Origin of the sequence: Mycobacterium gallinarum (genome assembly GCF_010726765.1) — a bacterium.
Classification (GTDB): Bacteria; Actinomycetota; Actinomycetes; order Mycobacteriales; family Mycobacteriaceae; genus Mycobacterium; species Mycobacterium gallinarum.
This window is the reverse complement of record NZ_AP022601.1, coordinates 489503-511805: the sequence shown is the minus strand read 5'-3', so window position 1 is coordinate 511805 and position 22303 is coordinate 489503. Positions and strand designations below refer to the sequence as shown.

Below are 22303 nucleotides of genomic sequence, written 5' to 3'. Positions count from 1 at the left end.
TGAATTAAAGTGGTGACATGCCCCCGCACGCGTTGCCGATCTCCGACGAGGCGCCGCAGGAGCGGGGCGACGCCGCTCGTAATCGCACGTTATTGCTGGACGCCGCGCGCCGGCTCATCTCCGAACGCGGTGCCGACGCGGTCACCACCGACGACATCGCCACCGCCGCAGGTGTGGGCAAGGGCACACTGTTCCGCCGCTTTGGCAGCCGCGCGGGTCTGATGATCGTCCTGCTCGACGAGGACGAGAAGGTCCAGCAGCAGGCCTTTCTGTTCGGGCCGCCTCCACTTGGCCCCGGTGCGCCGCCGCTGGAACGGCTGATCGCGTTCGGGCGCGCCAGGCTGAAGTTCGTCAAAGCCCATCAGGCGCTGCTGTCGGACGCCAACAGGGACCCGCAGATGCGCTTCAGCGCCCCGGCCACGCTCCATCAACGGCACATCACGGTGCTGCTTGAAGAGGCGGACACCACCGGGGACCTCGACGCTCAGGCCACTGCCCTGCTCGCGCTGCTGGACGCCGACTACGTGCACCACCAGCTCACCGAGGGTGGTCAGACACTGAGGCGTCTTGGTGACGCGTGGGAGACCTTGGCGCGCAAGGTCTGCGGCACCTGACCCCGATGAGTCCCCGCTGGGTTCTGCACGTCGACCTCGATCAGTTCCAGGCCGCGGTCGAGGTCCGACGGAACCCTGAGCTCGCCGGACTGCCGGTCATCGTCGGCGGCAACGGTGATCCGAACGAGCCCAGGAAGGTCGTCACCTGCGCGTCGTATCCGGCGCGGGCGTTCGGCGTGCACGCCGGGATGCCGCTTCGCACCGCGGCGCGCAAGTGCCCCGACGCGACGTTCCTGCCGCTGGACACCGACGCCTATGACGAGGCCTCCGAAGAGGTGATGGGCCTGCTGCGCGACTTCGGCCATCCTGTCGAGGTGTGGGGTTGGGACGAGGCGTACGTCGGGGCCGATGAGTCCACCGATCCGTTCCAACTCGCCGAGCAGATTCGTGAGGTCGTGGCCGCGGGCACCGGGTTGTCGTGTTCGGTCGGCATCAGCGACAACAAGCAGCGCGCCAAGGTCGCAACCGGTATCGGCAAGCCGGCGGGAATCTTCTCGCTGACGGAGGACAACTGGATGGCGGTGATGGGCGACCGAGAGGTCGACGCGCTCTGGGGGGTCGGTCCCAAGACGGCGAAAAAGCTTGCGGGTATGGGTATCACCACAGTTGCAGACCTGGCCGCCACCGACGCGCAACTGTTGACGTCGACCTTCGGTCCGACGACCGGGCTTTGGATTCTGTTGCTGGCCAAGGGTGGCGGCGACACCGAGGTGAGTGCGCAACCATGGGTTCCGCGCTCACGCAGCCATGTGATCACCTTCCCCGAGGACCTGACCGACCCCGCTGAGATCGATGCGGCGGTGGTGAAACTCGCGAGGACGACACTCGCCGAAATCATCGACCAGGACCGGGTCGTCACACGGGTTTCGGTGACGGTGCGCACCAAGACGTTCTTCACCCGCACCAAGATTCGCAAGCTGCCGTCGGCGGGTAACGACGAACAGACGATTGTCACCACCGCGCTGGAACTGCTGCACCAGTTCGAACTGGACCGCCCGATACGACTGCTCGGTGTGCGACTGGAACTCGCGGCGCCCGCCGGCGGGTACTGACCCGTCACACCCCGGCAATACGCTGCACCCATGCTGAAAACGATCGCGATCCGCGGGTACCGGTCGTTGCGTGATGTGGTGCTGCCGCTGGCCGGGCTGACGGTCGTCACCGGCGCCAACGGTACGGGCAAATCGTCTCTGTATCGGTCGCTTCGACTGCTCGCGGACTGCGGCCGCGGCGAGGTGATCGGCTCATTGGCGGCAGAGGGTGGCCTGGAGTCGGTGTTGTGGGCGGGTCCGGAACAACTCGGCGGCGCCAAGCGCACCGGACGGGTCGAGGGCACGGCGCGAACCCGACCCGTCTCGCTCGAGCTGGGATTCGCGTCCGATGACTTCGGCTATCTGGTCGACCTCGGGCTGCCTCAGATGGCGGGTCATCGGTCGTTGTTCGCCCGCGACCCCGAGATCAAGCGCGAGGCAGTGTTCGTCGGACCCGTGATGCGGTCCGGTTCGACGCTGGTGCGCCGCACCCGCGAATACGCCGAGGCGAGTTCGGAATCGGGCCGCGGCTTCGACAAACTCACCCAAGCGCTTCCGGCATACCGCAGCGTCCTCGCCGAGTACGCCCATCCCGGCGCACATCCGGAGCTCGCCGCGGTACGCGACCGGCTGCGCAATTGGCGGTTCTACGACGGCTTCCGGGTGGATGCGACGGCGCCGTCGCGGCTACGCCAGGTGGGTACCAGGACACCGGTGCTCGCCGATGACGGCAGCGATCTGGCGGCCGCTATCCAGACGATCATCGAAGCGGGCTTCGACGATCTGCATCGCGCCGTCGCCGAAGCGTTCGACGGCGCCGCCGTGTCCGTCGCCGTGCACGACGGGCTGTTTGACCTTCAACTGCAGCAGCAGGGCATGCTGCGTCCACTGCGCGCCGCTGAATTATCCGACGGCACACTGCGTTTCCTGCTGTGGGCCGCCGCGCTGCTGAGCCCCCAACCACCGTCACTCATGGTCCTCAACGAGCCGGAGACGTCCCTGCACCCCGACCTGGTCCGCCCGCTCGCGTCGCTGATCCGCGCAGCGGCCGACGCGACGCAGGTCATCGTCGTCACGCATTCGACGGCGCTGCTGGATCACCTAGGCGCAGTTGGGAATGCCGACTCCGGCGGCGACGCGATCCAGCTCGAGTTGCGCAAGGATCTCGGCGAGACATGTGTCGAGGGCCTGACCATGCTCACGGCCCCGGCGTGGGAGTGGGGTAAGCGCTAACGGGATTTCGCGGGCCGCAGCGCACGGGTGAAGAGCACGTTGACCTGACGCATGGCGACGCTGTACGGCCACCACATGGTGCGCTTGAACATGTAGAGGGCCCGGATGTCCGGAGACGTGTAGATGAGGAACCGGTTGCGCCGAACGCCGCGCAGGATTCGGTCCGCGACATGTTCCGGTGACACCGCGTGGCCACTGAAGCGCTCGGTCCACCGTTGGACGCTGGGATCCTCGCGGTCCACGCCCGCGATGTGAATCGTCTGCACCAGTGGCGTTTTCACCGCGCCCGGTACCACGACCGATACGCCGATGCGGTGCCGGGCCAGGTCGAATCGCAACACCTCGGAGAGGCCACGCAGGCCGTACTTGCTCGCGCTGTAGGCGGCGTGCCACGGCAACGCGACCAGACCAGCGGCCGACGACACGTTCACCAGATGGCCACCCCGGCCCGCGGCGACCATCGGAGGCACGAACGACTCGATGATGTGGATCGGACCCATCAGGTTGATGTCGATCATCGACTTCCAGTGCTGGTGTGAAAGCGTGGAGACGGTGCCCCACGCCGACACACCCGCGATGTTCATCACTACATCCATCGCCAGATGCTCTGAGTGGACGTCGGCGGCGAATTTGTCGACGGCGTCGTAGTCGGAGATGTCAAAAGCTCGGTAGGCGCCGACGATGCCACCCAGCGCACGGGCGTCGGCCACGGTCTGCTCCAGACCTTCGGCGTCGCGGTCGGTGAGATAGAGGTGGGCGCCTTCGGCGGCCAGCTTAAGCGCCGTCGCGCGGCCGATGCCGCTGGCGGCTCCGGTGAGCAGACAACGCTTACCGGCGAAATCGCTCCCCCGAGACACCGCAGTCATGGCCGTGACCTTACCGGTGCCTAGTCGGGCTGACCGCTGCCCCAGAACGCGGACACCCACAGCCGCTCAACGATCTCGACGGCGCGGGCGACATCCTCACCGCGGCCCACGAATGCGGTGTCATGCGTCAACGTAAAGGACGTCACTGCAGCCAGCGTCCGCACGAGAGCGGGCAGGTCATCGGAGATCGGTCGCGCATCGGGGTCATTCTCGAGCAGGGTGATCAACTTGGCCACGACGCTGTCGTAGAAGTCGTCCATGATCTCGCGGATCTCCGCGTCGGTGTTGCGGGCGACTGCGCATGCCGACATCACGGGATCGTCGTTCGCGTACACGGTGACTGCGCTACCGACCATCCGCTTCGCAAAGTCCGCGGGCGCCTCGCCGGGCTCACGCGGCGCGAAATGGTGAGTCAGGTCGTCGAGCAGCTCGGCCGCGTCCTTGACGATGGTCGCCAGCACCGCGTACTTCGAATCGAAGTAGAAGTAGAAACCCGACCTGGCGACGCCGGCGCGTTCGCTGATGGTGCTGACCGACAGATCGGCGAACGACCGTTCTTGCAGAAGCTCACGAACCGCGGTCACGATCGCGTCGCGCTGCCGATCACCCCTGCTGCGACGGACCTCGGACGATGCGGACTCGGCAGTCATGGGTTTAGACCTTCGCACCACGACACGTCGGATCCAAACTTGACATGCGTCAAGTCTGCCATTCAGGATGAAGATAGGAGTGACAACGGCCACAGTCATTTGGCGTGAGGGAGCGTAGATGCCCACCATCAGCACCAAGGATTACCTGCTCGACAAGGCGAAGCGGCGGTTGACTCCGTCGATCACCAACTTCCCGGGGCTGGGCATGGTCGAGAAGCAGCTGCTCAAGACCGACTTTCCACAGAAGGAGATGACGTCGCCGCCCCCGGGAAGCGGCCTCAAATCGGTGGCGGGCGATGCCGGCCTGCCGATCGTCGGCCACATGATCGAGATGTTCCGCGGCGGCCCCGACTACCTGCTGCACATCTACCGCAAATACGGCCCTCTCTACTACGCCGACTCGCCCGTCCTGCCCGCCGTCACGGCGCTCGGCCCCGATGCCGCGCAGGCCATCTACTCCAACCGAAACAAGGACTTCAATCAGCAGGGCTGGGTCCCGGTGATCGGTCCCTTCTTCCACCGCGGCCTGATGCTTCTCGACTTCGAGGAGCACATGTTCCACCGGCGGATCATGCAGGAGGCGTTCGTCCGGAGCCGGTTGGTCGGCTACCAGGAGCAGGTCGACAAGGTGGTCTCACAAGTCATCGCGAATGACTGGGTGACCAACGACTCGCGCTTCCTGATGTATCCGGCGATGAAGGAGCTCACGCTCGACATCGCCTCGATGGTGTTCATGGGTCACGAGCCAGGCACCGACCACGAACTCGTCACCAAGGTCAACAACGCGTTCACCACGACCACCCGTGCCGGCAACGCGATCATCCGCACCGGTGTGCCGCCGTTCACCTGGTGGCGCGGCCTGCAGGCACGCAAGCTTCTCGAGGACTACTTCCAGGAGCGGGTCCGGGAACGTCGCGGCAAGGACGGATCGGATCTGCTGACCGTGCTGTGTCAGACCGAGGACGAGGACGGCAACAAGTTCTCCGACGACGACATCGTCAACCACATGATCTTCCTGATGATGGCCGCACACGACACGTCGACATCGACGGCCACGACGATGATCTACCACTTGGCGAAACACCCTGAGTGGCAAGACCGTTGCCGCGACGAGTCCGACCGTCTCGGCGACGGACCACTCGACATCGACTCGCTCGAGAAGCTGGAATCCCTCGATCTGGTGATGAATGAGTCCATCCGCCTGGTGACCCCGGTGCAGTGGGCGATGCGTCAAACGGTGCGCGACACCGAACTGCTGGGCTACTACCTGCCCAAGGGCACGAACGTCATCGCCTATCCGGGGATGAACCACCGACTCGAGGAGTTCTACCCCGAGCCGATGAAGTTCGACCCGCTGCGCTTCACCGAACCCCGCAACGAGCACAAGTCGCACCGGTACGCATTCAGCCCCTTCGGCGGCGGCGCGCACAAGTGCATCGGCATGACGTTCGGCCAGTTCGAGGTGAAGACGATCCTGCACCGGCTGCTGCGCAAGTACCGGCTGGAGCTCCCGCACAAGGGCTACACGACCGAATGGGATTACGGCGGCATGCCGGTGCCCAAGGACGGTATGCACATCGTGCTGCGTCCGCTGCACTGACCATGGCGGACAACCCTTTGGTCGATCGCACGGTCGCCGCGTTGGCGGCTGGACGCATTGTGGCGGGGATGCTGGCGTGGATCAGTCCCCGAGTCACCGCGCGGGCGTTCGGGATGGAGGCCGACGGCGGCCAATCGCACTACGCCTGGCGGCTATTCGGCATCCGCGACATCGTCATCGGCGTCGGCACGCTGGTGTCGTCGGGTGCGCAGCGGCGGGCCTTCGTGACCGCCGGTCTGGCCTGCGATGTGGGTGACGGCGCCGCCGGTGTTGTCGCGATGAAGCGCGGCAACTTCACGCGATCGACGGCGGGTGCACCGGTCACCGTCCCTGTGCTCGCGGTCGCCCTCGGCGCGTGGGCGCTGCGCGGACTCCAGCGCTAGGGGATCGCCGCGAGCGACGAATCAGGCGGAGGCCAGGAGCCGGTTTGCGCATGCGATCATGGCCCGCAACGCCGACTGCGTCGGGTCGTCGGCAAGGCCCATCGCCCACTCGGAGTGCCCACCGTCGGAACCGCAGATGAACGTCGCGGTGTTGTCGCCGGCCGGCAGTTGGTGGAAGGCCGTCATCTCGACGGCGATGCCACGCTCGTACAGCATCTCCGTCAGCGCGGCAAGTGGTCCGGACGCCTTCGCCGACGACGTGCTGATGCGGTCGCCGACGGCCAGCGTGGCCTGATAGTTGCGCGCCTGGGGACCCAAGCGCGTCGCGGGACGCTCACCGTCGGTGCAGGACCACTGGCCCAGCCGCAGCGGTCCCGTGCTGGGTGCGTACTGATCGAGGAACGTTTCGAACGACATTGCATCGGCCTCCTGGCGAAGACCGCGGGGCAGAGGTCCGTCCACGTGAGTGGCGAACGGGGCTGCGCCCGGTAAGGGCCCTGTGTTGATTGCGGGTTCGGATGACATGTGCCGGTCTTCTCAGTTCAGAGGAAGTGACCGACGAGGTAGCGACGACCCACAGCGAGGGGTCGGTCAGGATCAGACCCCGCTGCGGGTTGCTACTACGAGTCGCCTCGGCACGTTGGCGACTCTAGACGCCCCCGAAGGCAGGTGCAAACACATTTCAGGCGGCAAGGCGGGTCGGGCGCGAATCCCCGCCCCAGCGGGCAGCTCGGAACGGTCCGAGAAGTAACGTGAGCCCGCAATGACGTGGTGGGATGCGGCCTTTCTCGCCGCAGCAGGAGTGCTCGGCGGCCTCACCGGCAGCATCGCGGGTTTGGCCTCGGTCGCCACGTATCCCGCACTGTTGCTCGTTGGTCTGCCACCGGTGACGGCCAACGTGACCAACACGGTGGCCGTGGTGTTCAACGGCATCGGGTCGGTGTGGGGCTCGCGTCCTGAACTCGAGGGGCAGGGACCGTGGCTCAAACGCATCGCCCCGGTCGCGGCGCTGGGCGGACTAATCGGCGCCGTTCTGCTGTTGTCGCTCCCAGCCGAAGGTTTCGAGAAGGTGGTTCCCCTTCTCCTCGCATTCGCCTCGGTCGCCATCCTCATCCCGGCCCGGCAGCGCAAGGATGCGACGGTGGCAAGTCATCGAAGACACACGGTGACGTTGGTACTCGAATCAGCTGCGATCTTCGTAATTTGTATCTATGGCGGCTATTTCGGTGCGGCCGCGGGTGTTCTCCTGCTCGCGATACTGCTCCGGGCGGGCGGGGCGACGCTCGCGCACGCCAATGCGGGCAAGAACGTCATCCTCGGCATCGCCAACGTCGTCGCGGCGGTCATCTTCGTCTTCGTCGCACCGGTGCAGTGGTCGGCGGTCGTTCCACTCGGGCTGGGCTGCCTCGTGGGATCACGGCTGGGTCCCGTCGTCGTGCGTCACGCACCTGCCAAGCCGATACGGCTGGCGATCGGTGCGGCGGGACTGGCGCTGGCCGTCAAACTCGGGTTCGACGCCTTCGGCTAGTTCAGGTCAAACGGGTTGTCGCCCTTGACGACCCGGGTACCGATATCGATCAGGTTCTGGGCATTGGCATGCAGTGCCTCGCCTGCGTCGCGACTCGCCTTGCCCATCAGGTAGCGCGACCAGGTGCCCTCGATGACCACGCCGAGCTTGAAACACGCCATCGCCATGTACCAATCGAGTCTCGGCGTCTCACGTCCGCCGGCGTTCCAATAGGCCTCGAGAAGTTCGCGCCGGGTGGCCAGCCCCCCGAGTGCGCCAAGAGCACCGCCCGCGGTGATCGTGCTGGTGTCCAGCGGCCAGGTGATCACCATCCAGCCGAGATCGAGCAGCGGGTCACCGACGGTGCACATCTCCCAGTCCACGAACGCTGCCAGCTCCGGTTTATCGCGCCGCAGCAGGACGTTGCTCATATGCGGGTCGCCGTGCATGATTCCCGGCTCGCTCTCCGGCGGGACGTTGGCAAGAAGCCAGTCGGCAAGGTCGGTGACTGCAAGCGATTCGGGCTCGTAGCGCTCGTGTCGATAGCTTTCCAACAGCCGCAAAAACTGCGGAACCTGGCGCTCCACAAAGGACCCCGGACGTTTCAGCTCGGCGAGCGGCTTACCCTCCCAGGCGGCATTCCCCAGCCGTGCCAAGCTCGCCGCGTAGGAGAGGCCGACGTCGTGTCGGAACGACTGGTCGCGGACGTACGCCTCGGCCACCTCGCTGCCGGGGTTGAAGCCGTCGATCTCCTCCATCAGGTAGAAGACGACCCCGAGCACGTCGAGGTCTTCGCAGCCGGCGATGAACGACGGATGGGGGACGTCGGTTCCGGCGAGCGTGCGCAGCGCCGCGATCTCGCGCAGCATCGTCTTGTCGCTCGTGGGCCGAGGATGAAGGGGCGGGCGGCGCAGCACCATGGGGCGTCCGTCGATGTGCACCCGCACCACGATGTTCTGCGTGCCGCCGGTGAGCGGCTGCACATCGCTCACCGTCGAGCCGAGGCCCTGCTGTTGCGCCCAGCGCTGCAGCGCAGCCTGGTCGTCGTCGCTCAGTGTCGGCAGCTGCTGCGCGTCATCGGGCATGAAGACATGTTGTCAGGTCTTACGCGCCGTCAGCAGCAGGTACTCCCATTCCATCGTCGACGAGCCGGTCAGAACGCTGTCGCCGACATCCGCGATCGCCGCGTCGAGTTCGGCGACGCGAGCCGCATCGCCCTCGATGTTGCGGTACACCGCGATGGTCGGCCCGTAGAGATTCTTGAAGTAGTCGCGGAACTCGGCACCGTCGGCGAATGTGTCGACCGTCAGCATCCGTCGCTCCATGACGACATCGGTCACCCCGTCGCCCAGCAGCGCGCGGACGTGGTCCTCATCTCCCCACAGCGGTGGCGGTTGAGCACCGGTCGGTGGGGGTGGAGCGTAGGGCTTCATCGTGGCCCACAGCTGCCCGATATGGCCTTCAGGTGTCCAACTGATCAGCCCGATCCGGCCACCGGGCTTGCACACGCGGACCAGCTCCCGCGCGGCGAGCTGATGAAACGGCGCGAACATCACGCCGATACACGACATCACCACATCGAATTCGTCGTCCCCGAAAGGCAATTCATGGGCGTTGGCCTCACGCCATTCCAGCTCGACGCCTCGCTGGGCGGCCTGTCGACTGCCGTGCTCCAAGAGATCCGGGACCAGGTCGCTGGCCACGACCGTCGCGCCCGTTTCGGCGGCCGGTATTGACGCGTTCCCCGTACCGGCGGCCACGTCCAATACTCGATCCCCCGGGCCGATGCCGGTAGCTTCCACCAAAACGGGGCCGAGCGGAGCGACGAGTTCGACGGCAAGTTTGGGATAGTCGCCGGACGCCCACATCGCGCGATGTTTGGCAGCGACCTGTTGTACGTCGAGGGTGGCTGTGGGATCTGTCATGACGCGGTCCTCCTTGTCGAGTAAAACATCGACCCGGTGCCGAAATTGACGATCTGGTAACAGATCTGACCGACGCCGGTTCGATACTGCACCACTAACTCAACGCCCTGAGGAGCGCGAATATCCGCTAATGGACAAGAATGTTGCGCGTTTGTCCGCTATAGGGCGGATTCTGTGAAGCTGTTTGCTAGGCCTGATAGGTCAGGCACGATTCGGCGCCGTCGATCACGCCCTTACGGAACGCCTCCACCCTGGCCCAGCCAGCACCCTGGCGTTCGACATCACCGTCACCCCGAAACACCAGCAGCGCCTTGATGCCTTCGTCGAGGTCACCGGGTGAGATGCGGTACGTACTGGTCTCGGGACGGTTGTAGAGGATCACGCTCGCCGTATAGCCACCTGCCAGACAGTCCCCGCGCAACGTCGACGTCTTCTCGTCGGACTCGTCACCGAGCCTGGTCAACGCCGCCAGACCCCACTGGGTGGCGAGCAGCGTGACCACCGCATAGTCGCCGCCCTGCCGATAGACCTCCGGCATCGCATCGACGTTGTCCCAGCCGACGTAATCCTGTGGTACGCAATAGAACAGCGCGTATCCCTCGGCCGACTGGTCGCCGCACATCGGCGGGTTGGCGGGGTCGAACGGCTCGATGCCCGCCAGCGGACGCCACTGCTGACCGTTGGCGATCTCCGGATAAAGCTGCGTGAAGTAATCCTCGATGTCGTACGGCACCCCGTTGACGATCGAGTCGTACGGAGAGTCGCCGCCGCGCGACGCGTCCTCTTCGTCGTTGAACGGCAGTGCGAGCACCATCGGTTCGTCGTCGCGGTAGTCCTTGCACCTGTCCAGCCCGTTGTCGTAGCCGTCCTGGAAAGCGCTGACCCGATCGAACCCGCTGCCGTGCGCGTTGGGATCGATCTTCGACGTGCCAGGTGTGTCTCGCAGGTCGAGAACACCGGCAAGGGCGCTGTCCAGATCGGCGGCGTTGACCTCGAACACCTTGTCTTCCTGCGCGTGTCGTGACCAAGCACCCGCGAAGCAGTCGGCCTGCAACTCCTGTGTGACGGTGCGGCCCGTGAAGTTCGACCGCGTCTGAACCGCATGACCCCATTCGTGTGCCATCACGACCGCGATGGTGAAAGGCCCGAACTTGTCCTGCAATTCAGGGAGCAGCTGTTGGGCGTCCCACGCCACGACGTCCTCGGTCGAGCAGTAGAAGGCGTTGCCCGCAACCTCCTCGGGTGACGTCGTACAAGGCGGAGCGGGGCTGTCCGCGGTGACGGCGTAGTAGCCGCCGGAGATCTGCTCGAACTCCTTGTCGTAGAGCTTCGGGAACTGCTCGGCCCAGTACTGCTCCAGATCCGCGATTGCCTGCATGGCGATCTTGTTCGCCGGAGCCGAGGCGTCACCTTCGATCTTGACGTTACTGATGTCGGGCGCACCCTCCGCGACCTTCTGAGTCTGCGACGGCGGCGCCGAATTGCCGCCTCCGCCGCAGCCGGCCACGAGCAAGACGACAGCCGCCAACGCGGCCACACCAATGCGCATGGGCAAACATTAGCGGTCAAGATCAAAATTTGGGCGGCAAGCGGGTGTTCAGTCGAGAATACGTCGCGCCACATTGGTCGTCGCCAAGTCGAGCAACTCGTCGGCCCGCCCGGCGAGAATCGTCCGGATCGCGTAAAGCGAGAAGCCTTTTGCCTGCTCAACTGTGATCGCAGGTGGAATAGACAGCTCCTGCCGCGCAGTCACCACATCGATGATGGCGGGTCCGTCGAATTCAAATGCCTCGACCAAGGCCGCCTCCAGATCGGACGGCTCTTCGACGCGCCTGCCGAAGATTCCCATCGCCTGAGCAATGGCGGCAAAGTCAGGGTTCACCAGATCGGTTCCGAAGTTGACGATGCCCGCGGCCTTCATCTCCAGTTCGACGAAATTCAACGACGAGTTGTTGAACACGATCACCTTGACCGGCAGCCGATTCTGGATCAGCGTGAGCAACTCACCGAACATCATCGCCAGCCCGCCGTCGCCGGCCAACGCCACGACTTGCCGGTCGCGGTAAGCGGTTTGTGCACCGATTGCCAGTGGCAGCGCGCACGCCATGGTGCCGTGGTTGAACGAGCCGATGAGCCGGCGACGGCCGTTCATCGTGAGGTAACGAGCAGCCCACACCACCGGCGACCCCACGTCGGCGGTGAACACGACGTCGTCGGCTGCCAGCCGATTGGCAAGTCCGGCAACGTATTCAGGTCGAATGGGGGTGCGATCGCGATCGTTGACCGCAAGGTCGTCCATCCGCTTACGGGTCTTGGCGTAATGGCGCAGCGAACGGTCCAGGTGCTCGCGCTGAGTCTTCTGTCTGAGCATCGGTTGCAACGCGGCGAGGGTGTCTTTGACCGACCCCACCAGCCCAAGCTCGATCGGGGTGCGACGGCCGAGGTTGCGGCCGCGGATGTCGACCTGGACGACCTTCGCGTTGTCGGGATAGAACTGCTGATACGGGAAGTCGGTGCCCAGCATCAGCAGCGCGTCGCATTCCTTGATCGCCTTGTAGCCCGACGCGAAGCCGAGCAGTCCCGTCATGCCGACGTCGTACGGGTTGTCGTATTCGATGAACTCCTTGCCGCGCAGCGCATGCACGATCGGCGCGTTCAGCGTCGCCGCCGCGGCGATCAGGGCGTCGTGTGAACCGGCCACGCCGGCGCCGCCCAGAATCGTCACCGCCTCGGCGTCGTTGAGGATGGTGGCCGCCCGCTGCAGCGTCTCGTCGTCGGGGCGCACCACCGACCGTGTCGCAACGACCGGCCGTGCATTCCACTCGGAGGAGTCAGCGCGCTGCAGGAAGATCTCACCCGGGACGACGACGACGGCGACCCCGTTCTCCTCGACGGCCGCGCGCATCGCCATCTCGAGGATGCGCGGCGCCATCTCGGGGGTGCTCACGAGTTCGCAGTAGACGCTGCACTCGCGGAACAGCTCCTGCGGGTGCGTCTCCTGGAAGTATTCCGATCCGATTTCGGTGCGTGGGATGTGCGCAGCGATCGCGAGCACGGGAACGCGGCTGCGGTGCGCGTCGAACAAACCGTTGATCAGATGCAGGTTGCCGGGGCCGCAGCTGCCCGCGCACACGGCCAGGCCGCCGGTGAGCGCAGCGTCCGCCGCGGCCGCGAATCCCGCGGTCTCCTCGTGCCGCACGTGCTCCCAACTGATCTCGCCTGAGCGGCGGATCGCGTCGGTGAAGCCGTTGAGGCTGTCGCCGGGCAGGCCGTAGACGCGGCGTACGCCGCTGATCCGCAGGGCCTCGATGACGTGATCAGCAACAGTCGCCACCCACGCCACACTATGCGATTTCGGCGCGCCAACAGTCGCTCAGTGGCTGTGGGCGCGCCGAAATCGCCGTCCTACTTGGGGGCGAAACGCTGTCCAGCGTCCAGGCGCAGGCACTGCCCGTTGAGCATCGGGTTCTCGACGATTGCGGCCACCAGCTTCGCGTACTCCTCGGGCCGGCCAAGCCGCTTCGGGAACGCCGCGTCCTTGGTGAGCGCCTTGGCGAATTCGTCGGGAATGCCCTCGGTGAGGCCGGTGGCGAACAGGCTCGGGGCGATCGCGAGGGCGCGGATGCCCAGGCTGCCCATGTCGCGGGCCATGGTGAGGCACATTCCGGCGATAGCGGCCTTGGACGCGGTGTAGGCGACCTGGCCGATCTGGCCCTCGAAGGCGGCGATCGAGGCGGTGTTGATGATGACGCCGCGCTCCTCCTGCTCATCGTCGACGAGGTCCTGCTTGCTCATCTGCCAGCCGGCCAGCCGGCTGATGTTGAAGGTGCCGATGAGGTTGAGGTCGACACACTTGCGGAAGGACTCGAGGCTGTGCGGCCCGTCCTTCTTCACGGTGCGTTCGGCGGCGCCACCGCCGGCGGTCGTGACGATGATGTGCAGGCCGCCCAACTGGTCGATGGCCTGCTGCAGGACCTTCTCGGTGCCCTCGAAGTCGGTGACGTCGACCTCATAGAAGGTGCCGCCGATCTCGTCAGCGACTTCCTTGCCCTTCGATTGCGGGCGGTCCAGCACTGCCACGCTCGCGCCGCGCTTGGCCAGCAATTCAGCGGTGGCCTTACCGAAGCCTGAAGCCCCGCCGACGATGATGGCCTTCTTGCCCGAGATCTCCATTTAGTTCCCTTTCCAAAATGAGGTCAGACTGTAAAGCAACTTAGCTGACGTCACTTTTCGTTAAGGCTTTCGGGTCGGTGCGTGGGTAGCTTGGCCTCATGACGGAGCGCGGCGCCAAGGCGATGGCGGGGGTGGCGGCGGCGGCGGTCGCCCTCGGCCTGACCCAACTGCTCGTCGTGTTCTTCGGGCCTGGAGCCGACGCACGCAATGCCGTCGGATCGGCCGTCATCGATCTCACGCCGGGCCCGGTCAAGGAATGGGCCATCCAGACGTTCGGCACGGCCGACAAACTGTTCCTGTCGATCGCGGTGGTCGCCGTCATCGCGGCGATCGCGGCGGTGACGGCGCAGTACGAGACGCGCCGCGTACCCGTAGGCAGCGCCGCGATCGTCGCCGCCGGGGCCGCGGGTTGTGCGGCCGTGCTGTCGCGTGCGGGCGCGGGCTGGGCCGACGTCGTCCCGACGATCATCGGCACCCTCTGCGGTGTCGCCGTGCTTCGGCTGCTGACGTCGGGCCGGTTCGTCGACGAACCGGAAGGCGATCCCGCGACGGACTCCCCCGATCGCGGCCGACGGCTGTCACTCGTCACACTCGGATTCCTCGGTGCGGGAGCGCTCACCGGGGTCGGGGGTGCGGTGTTGTCGCGGCTGACGACGTCGGTCGCGGGCGACCGCAACGCCTTCGCACTGCCCAAGATCGACCTCGCCGCACCGGCGGTCCCGCCGACAGTCCAACCGGAAGGTGTCGCGCTGCCCTCCTTCGTCACCGCCAACGAGGACTTCTACCGGATCGATACCGCGCTGTCGGTGCCGCAGCTGAGTCGGGCCGACTGGCAGTTGAGGATCCATGGCATGGTCGACCGCGAAATCACCTACCGCTTCGAGGATCTCGAACGGTTCGAGGTCGTCGAGAAGCTGGTGACGCTGACGTGCGTGTCCAACCCCGTCGGAGGCGATCTCATCGGGAACGCGGCATGGACCGGCTATCGATTGCGGGACCTGTTGGCGGAGGCCGGTATTCACTCCGACGCGGACATGGTGCTGTCGATGTCGATCGACGGGTTCACCGCGGGCAGCCCCGTGGAAGCGCTTACCGACGACCGCGATTCGCTGCTTGCCGTCGGCATGAACGGTCAACCGCTGCCCACCGAACACGGCTATCCCGCGCGCCTCGTCGTACCCGGCCTCTACGGCTATGTGTCGGCCACCAAGTGGGTCGTCGACCTCGAAGTCACCCGGTTCGATCGCGCACAGGGGTACTGGACGCCGCTGGGCTGGTCCGCGCGCGGACCGATCAAAACGCAGTCACGCATCGACGTGCCGCGCAGCGGCCAGGACGTGGCACAGGGGGCGGTGAGGTTCGGCGGCGTCGCGTGGGCTCAGGACCGCGGTGTGCGCGCCGTCGAGGTGCGCATCGATGAGGGCGACTGGAATCAGGCCGAGCTCGGCGCGAGCTACGCCGACGACACATGGCGGCTGTGGAGCTTTCCGTGGCAGGCCACAGCGCCGGGCATGCACACGATCTCCGTGCGCGCCACCGACAACACCGGTGCTGTCCAGACGGCCGACCTGGCCGACCCGATTCCCGACGGCGCCACCGGCTGGCACACCGTCTCCTTCGCAGTCAAATAATGAGCTGCGGTCGCGGCCTCGGCCGCCTAGTTTGGCGTGCCGTGACCGCTGCACAGCTTTGGAGAGAAACCCTGCGCGATGCGCTACTCGCCGCCCGCAAAGAGCGCGACGCCCCCCGGGTGTCCGCGCTGCGCTCGGCCCTGAGTGCCATCGACAACGCCGAAACCCCCGACGCGGTGGACATCGACGCGCCGGGGAGTGAGGCCATCGCCGGCGGGGTGGTGGGGCTCGGTGCTGCCGAGGTGGCGCGCCGGGAGTTGTCCGACGACGAGATTCGCGACCTGGTGCGGGCCGAGGTCGACGAGCGGCTGGCCGCGGCCGAGCAGGTGAGCAGCGGAGGGCACACCGAACGCGCCGCCAGCCTCCGCGCGGAAGCCGCGGTGCTCACCGGCCTACTCGGAGATGTCTGACACCCGTGCCAGGCTGGGGTCGTGCAGCTTCGTGACGTCGTCACCGCCTCCGCCGAGGTCGGCGCCTCTTCGGCCCGTTTGAAAAAGATCGCCAGGATCGCCGACCTGCTGCGCCGCGCTGGTGACGAGGGCGATGCCGCGCTGGTCGCGGTGGTCGTGTCGTGGCTGTCCGGCGAGCTGCCGCAGCGCCAGATCGGCGTCGGCTGGGCGGCGCTTCGATCGTTGCCGCCCGCGGCGGCCGAGGCGTCGCTGACCGTCCTTGCTGTCGATGCCCGGTTCAGCGAGATCGGGACGGTCGCAGGCAAGGGCTCCCAGGCTCGGCGTGCCGAGTTGGTCGCGGGACTGTTCGGTCAGGCCACCGATGCCGAACAGACATTCCTGCGACGCCTGCTCGGCGGCGAACTCCGCCAGGGGGCCCTGGTGGGAGTGATGGCCGACGCGGTCGCGAAGGCCGCCGATGTTCCCGTCGCCGCGGTGCGCCGCGCGGCCATGCTCGGCGGCGATCTTCCCGCCGTCGCGGCCGCCGCGCTGACGGGGGGCGAGGTTGCGCTGCAGGAGTTCAGGCTCGAGGTCGGCCAGCCCGTCGGTCCGATGCTCGCCCAAACCGCCACCGGGGTCGCCGAGGCACTTGAACGTATCGGTGGCGCAGCGGTTTTCGAGGCGAAGCTGGACGGCGCGCGGGTGCAGATTCACCGCACGCGCGACGAGGTCCGGATCTACACCCGCAGCCTCGACGATGTCACCGCACGGCTGCCCGAGGTGGTGGATGCGACATTGGCGCTGTCGGTCACCGATCTGATCGCCGATGCCGAAGCGATTGCGCTGCGTCCCGACGGTCGTCCCCATCGGTTTCAGGTGACCGCGTCACGGTTCGGGCGCTCGGTCGACATCGCGGCGGCCCGCACGGCGCAACCCCTGTCGGTGTTCGTTTTCGATCTGCTGCACCTCGACGGCACCGACCTCCTGGACCTGCCGACCAGTGAACGCATCGCGGCGCTGGACGCAATCGTGCCGAAGGCCCAGCGCGTCGACCGGTTGATCACCGACGACGCCGAGCAGGCGCAGAATTTCCTCGAGGTCACGCTGGCCGCCGGCCACGAAGGCGTCATGGCGAAATCGCTGTCGACGCCGTACGAGGCCGGCCGTCGCGGCGCCGGGTGGCTGAAGGTCAAGCCGGTTCACACGCTGGATCTGGTGGTCCTCGGAGTCGAATGGGGGTCGGGCCGGCGAACCGGCAAGCTGTCGAACATCCATCTCGGGGCGCGAGACGCCCAGACTGGCGAATTCGTCATGCTCGGAAAGACTTTCAAGGGGATGACGGACGCGATGCTGGCATGGCAGACCGCCCGCTTCCTCGAACTCGCCGACGGCCCGACCGACGGTTATGTCGTCAAGGTGCGCCCCGAACAGGTCGTCGAAATCGCGCTGGACGGCGTGCAGACGTCATCGCGCTATCCCGGCGGAATGGCACTGCGTTTCGCGCGGGTCCTGCGCTACCGCGACGACAAGAGCCCCGCGGAGGCCGACACCATCGACACCGTTCGCGACCTTTACCAGCGCGCCGACTGATCCGTCCAAGGTCCCACCATGCCGGATCCGTTCGACAGGGGCGAGCTAGCCGCTCGCGGCAGCGTGATACTGCGGTAAACCCCGTTCGCGGAAGCGGCGTCCGGTGATCTTCTCGGTCCGGATGCGGATGAAGTGGTCGCGTCGACCCTGGACCCACGGCTGCACGAAGGTGCCCGCGATCTCGACCAGATCCTCGACGCCCGTGATCGGCTGCGCGTGCCCGACGACGGTCACGCTCCATCCGCTGCGCAGGTCAGGGTCCAACTCGTCGGCCTCGAAGGCGACGACGAGGTTGTCGCTCGCGGCGGCCAGCTTGGCCCCGCCGGCGACCCGAATCACTACGTCGTCGCGCCACATTCGGAAGTTGACCGGCTGAACCGCCGGCAGCGCGTCTTCAGTGAAGATGAGGCGCCCCACCCGAACGTCCTGAAGGAGGTCCAGGCACTGCCTGCGGTTGAGGACGTCGAGTTCTCCGGTGTTCGGCATCGTGTTCAGCCCCCTTGTACGAGTGAGAGCGTCCCCACGGGTGTGGAACGCCAGTAGCCGGCACTGACGGACATCAAACGTTCGACCGCACGCTCGATGCCGATCGCCAGTTCCTCGACATCAGGCGCGGCGTCGTAGTCGCCGATGATGCCGAACGCAAGGTGGTCCGCGTAGCTCATGATCGCGATGCCCGTGCGCAGATTCAGCGCCAGCGGCGGAATCGGCAGCAGCCGGATGACCTCTCGGCCCATGACCCGCAAGCGCTTTCGCGGTCCAGGCACATTCGTCGCCAGCGTCACGATGCCGCGCTGAGGCAGCCGGGTCAACGTCCGAACCGTCCACGCCGTGAGCGCGAAAGGAATTGCCTTCGCGGCGGAGAAGAAGATGTTCCCGGCTTGGCGCTGGCCACTGGCCTTGGCCCGCGTGAGTCGTTTGTGCACCGTTTGCAGCTGCGCGACGGGATCGGCCTCCTCGACGGGCAGGCACGGCAGCATGACCGAGACACGGTTGTCCGTCTCGTCGGCTGCATCGGCAGAGCGCATCGACACCGGAACGAGGGTTCGGAGCGAGTCGGGCAGGGGCCGCTCGCCACGACGGAGGAGCATCGTGCGGTAACTGTCCGTAATCGCCGCCAGCGCAACGTCGTTGATGGTCACGTCGAACCGATTGCAGATCTTCGTCACGTGTTCCATCGAGACCTCGACCGAAGCGTAGCGCCGCATGCTGGTCAGCGGGCCGGTCAGTGACGACGTCGCCGCGGGCCGCAGCAGACCGGCCGCGATCTCGGCCGCCCCGTACAGGACCTGCGCCACGGCACTCGTCACGCCGACCGAGGTACGCCACGCCCCGGCGACCCAGTCGACCGGGTTAAGGGTGAGCACGGGCAGCCGCAGACCGTCTGTCGACTCGTGCGCGGCGCGGATTTCGGTCGCGAAGGTGTCACCGGCGCCGTCGTCGCAGATTCGGGAAAGCATGTGCGTGGCGGCGATTCCGTCGGCGATGCAGTGGTGAACCTTGATCAGGATCGCCCACCGGTTGTGCGCCAGGCCGTCGACAATCCAGCATTCCCACAGCGGCCGCTCACGGTCGAGGCGCCGCTCCATGACCTCGGCCACCCAGCGGGACAGGGCCGCGTCGTCTCCGGGCCGGGGCAGCGCCGCCAGCCGGATGTGATGGGAGATGTCGAGCTCGGTGTCCTCGACCCAGTGCGGAGCCCCGAGGTCCAGGGGCTGGGTGTGCAGCACTTGGGTGAAGCGGGGAACCGACCGAACGCGCTCACCGATGGTCGCGGTCAAGGAATCGAAGCTGGGCATCGGTCCGGCCAGCACGGCCACGGCACCGATCGCCAGGCTGACGTGGCGGTCGGAGTCCTCGGCGTGGAGAAATCCCGCGTCGAGCGTGCTCAATTGCTCCATGAGTCCACTGTCGGCGGTTCCGGTCCGCAGCCCTAGGGGCCAAAGGCCCCTAGTTGAAGGGCAGTCAGTCGGTGACGGCCGCAGATCCGAATCGGAAGCGGCGACCGCTGATTTCGGTCGGCTCCACCCGCACGTATCGAGGCTTCATCCCGGCCGTCCACGGCAGCAGTTGCGCGCGCTCCGCTTCTTCGATCTCGTCGCTGGTATTGAGCACCTGCGCGATGCCCTTGACAATCACGCTCCAGCCCTCCGACACGGTGTGGTCGTCGGCCTCGAAAACCACGTGGGCATTCATCACGACGGTGAAAAGTTTGGTGGCGAATTCCGCGGTGCGGAACAGGACGGTTCTGCGCTGGACGACGAAGTTGACGGGAAAGACCTCTGGGTAGCCGTCCACACATGTGACCAGACGGCCCAACGTCCGGCTCGACAACAGGTTCCAGCTCTCGTCTGCCGAGAGGACCTCCATCGGTTCACCGTCCATGAATGCAGTGTAGGGACCCGCTTCAGCTGGCCAGCAGCAGAATTCCGCACACGATCAGCGCGATGACCTTCACCGCCTCCAATGCCACGTAGACATAGTGGGCATGAGAGCGTGGGGCATTCTCACCAGCAAGCACCGCGTCGGAGCGGCGTGTCAATCGCGGTCGCACACCGGCAAGTTGGGCAATCAGCGCGCCGAAGGCGATGGCGAACGCCACGACGATGCCGGTACGCGGGTGGTTCAGCGCCAGCGCGACAGTGATACCGACGGCGATCAGCACTTCGGCACTGTTGAGCGCACGGAAGACCAACCGGCCGATGCCGAGCCCGATCTGCAGCGTCACGCCGGGAGCCCGGAACTTCAGCGGTGCCTCGAGAAAGGAGATGGCCAGGACCATGCCGAGCCAAACGAACGTCAATGCGGTCGCGACTGCCGGACCCGCGCTCATGACGCCTCCTCATCGAGGGTGAGGTGAGCCAGACACAGGCCCGGCTCGACGAAGGGTTCCAGGCGGTCGACGGCGACGGGCGCGCGCCACGTCGCCATCGCACCCTGCATGAGGCCGAGGTGAATCGGGCAGATCACCCCACGAGCTTCGTCGGCCAGTTCGAGAAACGGGCAATGACGGAGTCCGACTTGGACTTCGCCGTCGCTCTCCCGCCGCTGCGGGGCAAACCCGAGGTCGTCGAGCAGGCCGACCAGCCGATTGACCGACGCCCGGACACCAAGCTTGGTGCGGGGCGGATGGCTCAGCCTGCCAGCCCACGCGCGGCCCGCCTCGAGTGCCTTGGCGCTGGCGTTGGGGTCGCCCGCCAGCGCCGAGGTGAGGATCTCGGCCAGCATTCGGTAGCGCCGTGTCCCGCCGGGATCCATCCCTGCGACCGCACGGTATAACTGCGGCGGCCGGCCTTGGCCCTTGCGACCCGGTTCGACCCGCTCGGCCCTGCCGTCGGCGACCAGGGCGTCGAGGTGGAAGCGCACGGTATTCGGATGCACCTCAAGCTGTTCCGCTAGGTTCGCAATGCTCATCGCATCGGTTGCATCCCTCAGAGCCGCCAGGACGCCTTCGCGACGGCCGGACGGCTGTGACACGGAGCTCAGTGTCGGCGCGCTCGACATGGGTTAGAGTTTATACAAATGCTCTTGTAGAAACAAAGGGGGCAGCATGGGCGACTTGGCCAACCGCGATGACGTCGAGGTGCTGTTGCGGCGCTTCTACGGCCAGGTCTTTGCCGACGATGTCCTCGCCGAGCCGTTCAGCGAGCTGCGCGCGCAAGGACTCGAATCACACCTTCCGGTGATGTGCGACTTCTGGGAAACCGTGCTGTTTCGCGCCGGACTCTATCGCGGTAACGCCCTGGTGGTTCACCGCCAACTTGACCGTCGGCATCCCTTGCACGCCAAGCACTTCGCGCGCTGGCTCGGGCTATGGGAAACGACGGTCGACGAGATGTACGACGGCCCGGCGGCTGATCGCGCGAAGACACAAGCAGGCAGAATCGCGAGGGCGATGCACCGCAGGCTCAGAGGCGCCGACGCGCGCGAGCTCGACGCACCGACAGCCGGCATCAGGGCGTGACATCGGACCCGGCTGAGTCACCAACCTCGGCGCCGCGGATGCGAACCCACCAGCTGGTTACCACCCGACAGCTCACGGCTGCGGTACACGATGTAGGGCCGAAACAGGTAGCCGATGGGCGCGCTGAACACATGCACCAGCCGGGTGAACGGCCAGATGCAGAACAGCACGAGCGCGATCAGCACGTGGATGTGGAAATACAACGGCGCCTGCACCATCAGATCGCCGCGCGGCTGCAGCACCCAGATCGAGCGGAACCACGGTGACACCGTCTCCCGGTAGTCGTGCTCTGCACCTTGCGGTGTAACACTCATCAGGGTGCAGCTGAGCCCGGCGACGATGGCCAGCACCAACACCAGGTACATCACCTTGTCGTTGACGGTGGTCGCCATGAACACCGGCCCGTTGGTCCGGCGCCGGTACACGAGTAGCGCGATACCCGCCAAGGTGGCGACACCGGCGATTCCGCCGAGGATCCCCGCCTGCAGGTGGTACATGTGGTCGCTCATGATCAGCCTGGTCCAGGACTCTGGGATCAGCAATCCGATGATGTGCCCGATGATGACGACCAGCATGCCGAAGTGGAACAGCGGACTGCCGATCCGCAGCAGCCGCGACTCATAGAGCTGCGACGAGCGGGTGGTCCAACCGAACTTGTCGTAGCGGTAACGCCACCAGGTGCCAACGATGACGATCGCGAGCGTCACATACGGCACCACATCCCAGAAGATCTCCCAACCCGACACT

At 66.1% G+C, this 22303-nt stretch carries 24 protein-coding genes; 10 read left to right on the top strand and 14 right to left on the bottom strand.

The annotated features are described in order from the left end of the window. Positions 1 to 17: 17 nt before the first annotated feature. The 3 genes from G6N42_RS02470 to G6N42_RS02460 are packed head-to-tail and all read left to right on the top strand — an operon-like array spanning position 18 to position 2878. Complete coding sequence (locus G6N42_RS02470) at positions 18 to 614, top strand: TetR/AcrR family transcriptional regulator (RefSeq protein WP_163725580.1); 597 nt, start codon at positions 18 to 20, stop codon at positions 612 to 614. Positions 615 to 619: 5 nt separating this feature from the next. Then, entirely contained in the window at positions 620 to 1666 is a 1047-nt protein-coding gene (locus G6N42_RS02465) for a DNA polymerase IV (protein WP_163725577.1), read from the top strand. 30 nt (positions 1667 to 1696) lie between these two features. Next, positions 1697 to 2878, top strand: coding sequence for an AAA family ATPase (locus G6N42_RS02460; protein WP_163725574.1), 1182 nt, complete (start codon positions 1697 to 1699; stop codon positions 2876 to 2878). On the opposite strand, the gene G6N42_RS02455 is transcribed toward G6N42_RS02460, so the two are convergent. Both G6N42_RS02455 and G6N42_RS02450 read right to left on the bottom strand, forming a co-directional pair. Further along, on the bottom strand, positions 2875 to 3744 hold the full coding sequence (locus G6N42_RS02455; RefSeq protein ID WP_163725571.1) for an SDR family oxidoreductase: 870 nt from the start codon (positions 3742 to 3744) through the stop codon (positions 2875 to 2877). The two genes, G6N42_RS02460 and G6N42_RS02455, sit on opposite strands and share 4 nt — an antisense overlap. A 20-nt stretch (positions 3745 to 3764) precedes the next feature. Further along, on the bottom strand, positions 3765 to 4394 hold the full coding sequence (locus G6N42_RS02450; protein WP_163725568.1) for a TetR/AcrR family transcriptional regulator: 630 nt from the start codon (positions 4392 to 4394) through the stop codon (positions 3765 to 3767). A 118-nt stretch (positions 4395 to 4512) separates the two neighbouring features. Between G6N42_RS02450 and G6N42_RS02445 the strand changes: the two genes are divergently transcribed. Both G6N42_RS02445 and G6N42_RS02440 read left to right on the top strand, forming a co-directional pair. Next, positions 4513 to 5994, top strand: a complete 1482-nt coding sequence (locus G6N42_RS02445) for a cytochrome P450 (RefSeq protein ID WP_163725565.1) — start codon at positions 4513 to 4515, stop codon at positions 5992 to 5994. 2 nt (positions 5995 to 5996) lie between these two features. Then, positions 5997 to 6377 carry a hypothetical protein gene (locus G6N42_RS02440; protein WP_163725561.1) on the top strand — a complete coding sequence of 127 codons (381 nt, stop codon included), beginning with the start codon at positions 5997 to 5999 and terminating at the stop codon, positions 6375 to 6377. 21 nt (positions 6378 to 6398) lie between these two features. Here the strand turns inward: G6N42_RS02440 and G6N42_RS02435 are convergent, their stop codons facing one another. Beyond that, positions 6399 to 6902: a 2-isopropylmalate synthase gene (locus tag G6N42_RS02435; RefSeq protein WP_174261998.1), complete on the bottom strand. Its 504-nt coding sequence runs from the start codon at positions 6900 to 6902 to the stop codon at positions 6399 to 6401. A 238-nt stretch (positions 6903 to 7140) separates the two neighbouring features. Here G6N42_RS02435 and G6N42_RS02430 point away from each other — a divergent pair, with 238 nt between their 5' ends. After that, positions 7141 to 7905, top strand: a complete 765-nt coding sequence (locus G6N42_RS02430) for a sulfite exporter TauE/SafE family protein (RefSeq protein WP_163725559.1) — start codon at positions 7141 to 7143, stop codon at positions 7903 to 7905. On the opposite strand, the gene G6N42_RS02425 is transcribed toward G6N42_RS02430, so the two are convergent. The 5 genes from G6N42_RS02425 to G6N42_RS02405 all read right to left on the bottom strand — a co-directional run bounded on the left by G6N42_RS02425 (position 7902) and on the right by G6N42_RS02405 (position 13982). Further along, entirely contained in the window at positions 7902 to 8969 is a 1068-nt protein-coding gene (locus G6N42_RS02425; protein ID WP_163725557.1) for a phosphotransferase family protein, read from the bottom strand. The two genes, G6N42_RS02430 and G6N42_RS02425, sit on opposite strands and share 4 nt — an antisense overlap. A gap of 12 nt (positions 8970 to 8981) precedes the next feature. Next, on the bottom strand, positions 8982 to 9809 hold the full coding sequence (locus tag G6N42_RS02420) for a class I SAM-dependent methyltransferase (protein WP_163725554.1): 828 nt from the start codon (positions 9807 to 9809) through the stop codon (positions 8982 to 8984). Between the two features lie 187 nt (positions 9810 to 9996). Beyond that, the gene (locus G6N42_RS02415; RefSeq protein WP_163725551.1) at positions 9997 to 11358 is read right to left on the bottom strand and encodes a neutral zinc metallopeptidase; all 1362 of its coding nucleotides are present in this window, start codon (positions 11356 to 11358) and stop codon (positions 9997 to 9999) included. 48 nt (positions 11359 to 11406) lie between these two features. Beyond that, entirely contained in the window at positions 11407 to 13143 is a 1737-nt protein-coding gene (poxB, locus tag G6N42_RS02410; RefSeq protein WP_163725547.1) for a ubiquinone-dependent pyruvate dehydrogenase, read from the bottom strand. 71 nt (positions 13144 to 13214) lie between these two features. Continuing rightward, entirely contained in the window at positions 13215 to 13982 is a 768-nt protein-coding gene (locus tag G6N42_RS02405; protein WP_163725544.1) for an SDR family NAD(P)-dependent oxidoreductase, read from the bottom strand. Positions 13983 to 14080: 98 nt separating this feature from the next. Here G6N42_RS02405 and G6N42_RS02400 point away from each other — a divergent pair, with 98 nt between their 5' ends. From G6N42_RS02400 to G6N42_RS02390, 3 genes are read left to right on the top strand one after another with little or no spacing between them, the layout of a single operon-like run. Then, a complete protein-coding gene (locus G6N42_RS02400) occupies positions 14081 to 15613 on the top strand; it encodes a molybdopterin-dependent oxidoreductase (RefSeq protein WP_163725540.1) in 1533 nt (510 codons plus the stop codon). 41 nt (positions 15614 to 15654) lie between these two features. Then, positions 15655 to 16023, top strand: coding sequence for a GatB/YqeY domain-containing protein (locus G6N42_RS02395; RefSeq protein ID WP_232076061.1), 369 nt, complete (start codon positions 15655 to 15657; stop codon positions 16021 to 16023). A 21-nt stretch (positions 16024 to 16044) separates the two neighbouring features. Continuing rightward, the gene (locus G6N42_RS02390; protein ID WP_163725534.1) at positions 16045 to 17592 is read left to right on the top strand and encodes an ATP-dependent DNA ligase; all 1548 of its coding nucleotides are present in this window, start codon (positions 16045 to 16047) and stop codon (positions 17590 to 17592) included. A 45-nt stretch (positions 17593 to 17637) separates the two neighbouring features. Here the strand turns inward: G6N42_RS02390 and G6N42_RS02385 are convergent, their stop codons facing one another. The 5 genes from G6N42_RS02385 to G6N42_RS02365 all read right to left on the bottom strand — a co-directional run bounded on the left by G6N42_RS02385 (position 17638) and on the right by G6N42_RS02365 (position 21096). Then, positions 17638 to 18078: a pyridoxamine 5'-phosphate oxidase family protein gene (locus G6N42_RS02385; RefSeq protein WP_163725531.1), complete on the bottom strand. Its 441-nt coding sequence runs from the start codon at positions 18076 to 18078 to the stop codon at positions 17638 to 17640. Between the two features lie 5 nt (positions 18079 to 18083). Further along, positions 18084 to 19493 carry a WS/DGAT/MGAT family O-acyltransferase gene (locus G6N42_RS02380; RefSeq protein ID WP_163725528.1) on the bottom strand — a complete coding sequence of 470 codons (1410 nt, stop codon included), beginning with the start codon at positions 19491 to 19493 and terminating at the stop codon, positions 18084 to 18086. 64 nt (positions 19494 to 19557) lie between these two features. Further along, the gene (locus G6N42_RS02375) at positions 19558 to 19977 is read right to left on the bottom strand and encodes a pyridoxamine 5'-phosphate oxidase family protein (protein ID WP_174261997.1); all 420 of its coding nucleotides are present in this window, start codon (positions 19975 to 19977) and stop codon (positions 19558 to 19560) included. 22 nt (positions 19978 to 19999) lie between these two features. Next, positions 20000 to 20425 (bottom strand): hypothetical protein, encoded by a 426-nt coding sequence (locus tag G6N42_RS02370; protein WP_163725525.1) that lies wholly within the window; start codon positions 20423 to 20425, stop codon positions 20000 to 20002. Then, positions 20422 to 21096 carry a helix-turn-helix transcriptional regulator gene (locus tag G6N42_RS02365; protein ID WP_163725521.1) on the bottom strand — a complete coding sequence of 225 codons (675 nt, stop codon included), beginning with the start codon at positions 21094 to 21096 and terminating at the stop codon, positions 20422 to 20424. Before G6N42_RS02365 ends, G6N42_RS02370 begins: the two co-directional genes overlap by 4 nt. A gap of 46 nt (positions 21097 to 21142) precedes the next feature. Here G6N42_RS02365 and G6N42_RS02360 point away from each other — a divergent pair, with 46 nt between their 5' ends. After that, entirely contained in the window at positions 21143 to 21556 is a 414-nt protein-coding gene (locus G6N42_RS02360) for a group III truncated hemoglobin (RefSeq protein WP_163725517.1), read from the top strand. A 17-nt stretch (positions 21557 to 21573) separates the two neighbouring features. Here the strand turns inward: G6N42_RS02360 and narI are convergent, their stop codons facing one another. After that, positions 21574 to 22302, bottom strand: coding sequence for a respiratory nitrate reductase subunit gamma (narI, locus tag G6N42_RS02355; RefSeq protein ID WP_163736856.1), 729 nt, complete (start codon positions 22300 to 22302; stop codon positions 21574 to 21576). Between the last annotated feature and the right edge of the window lies 1 nt (position 22303).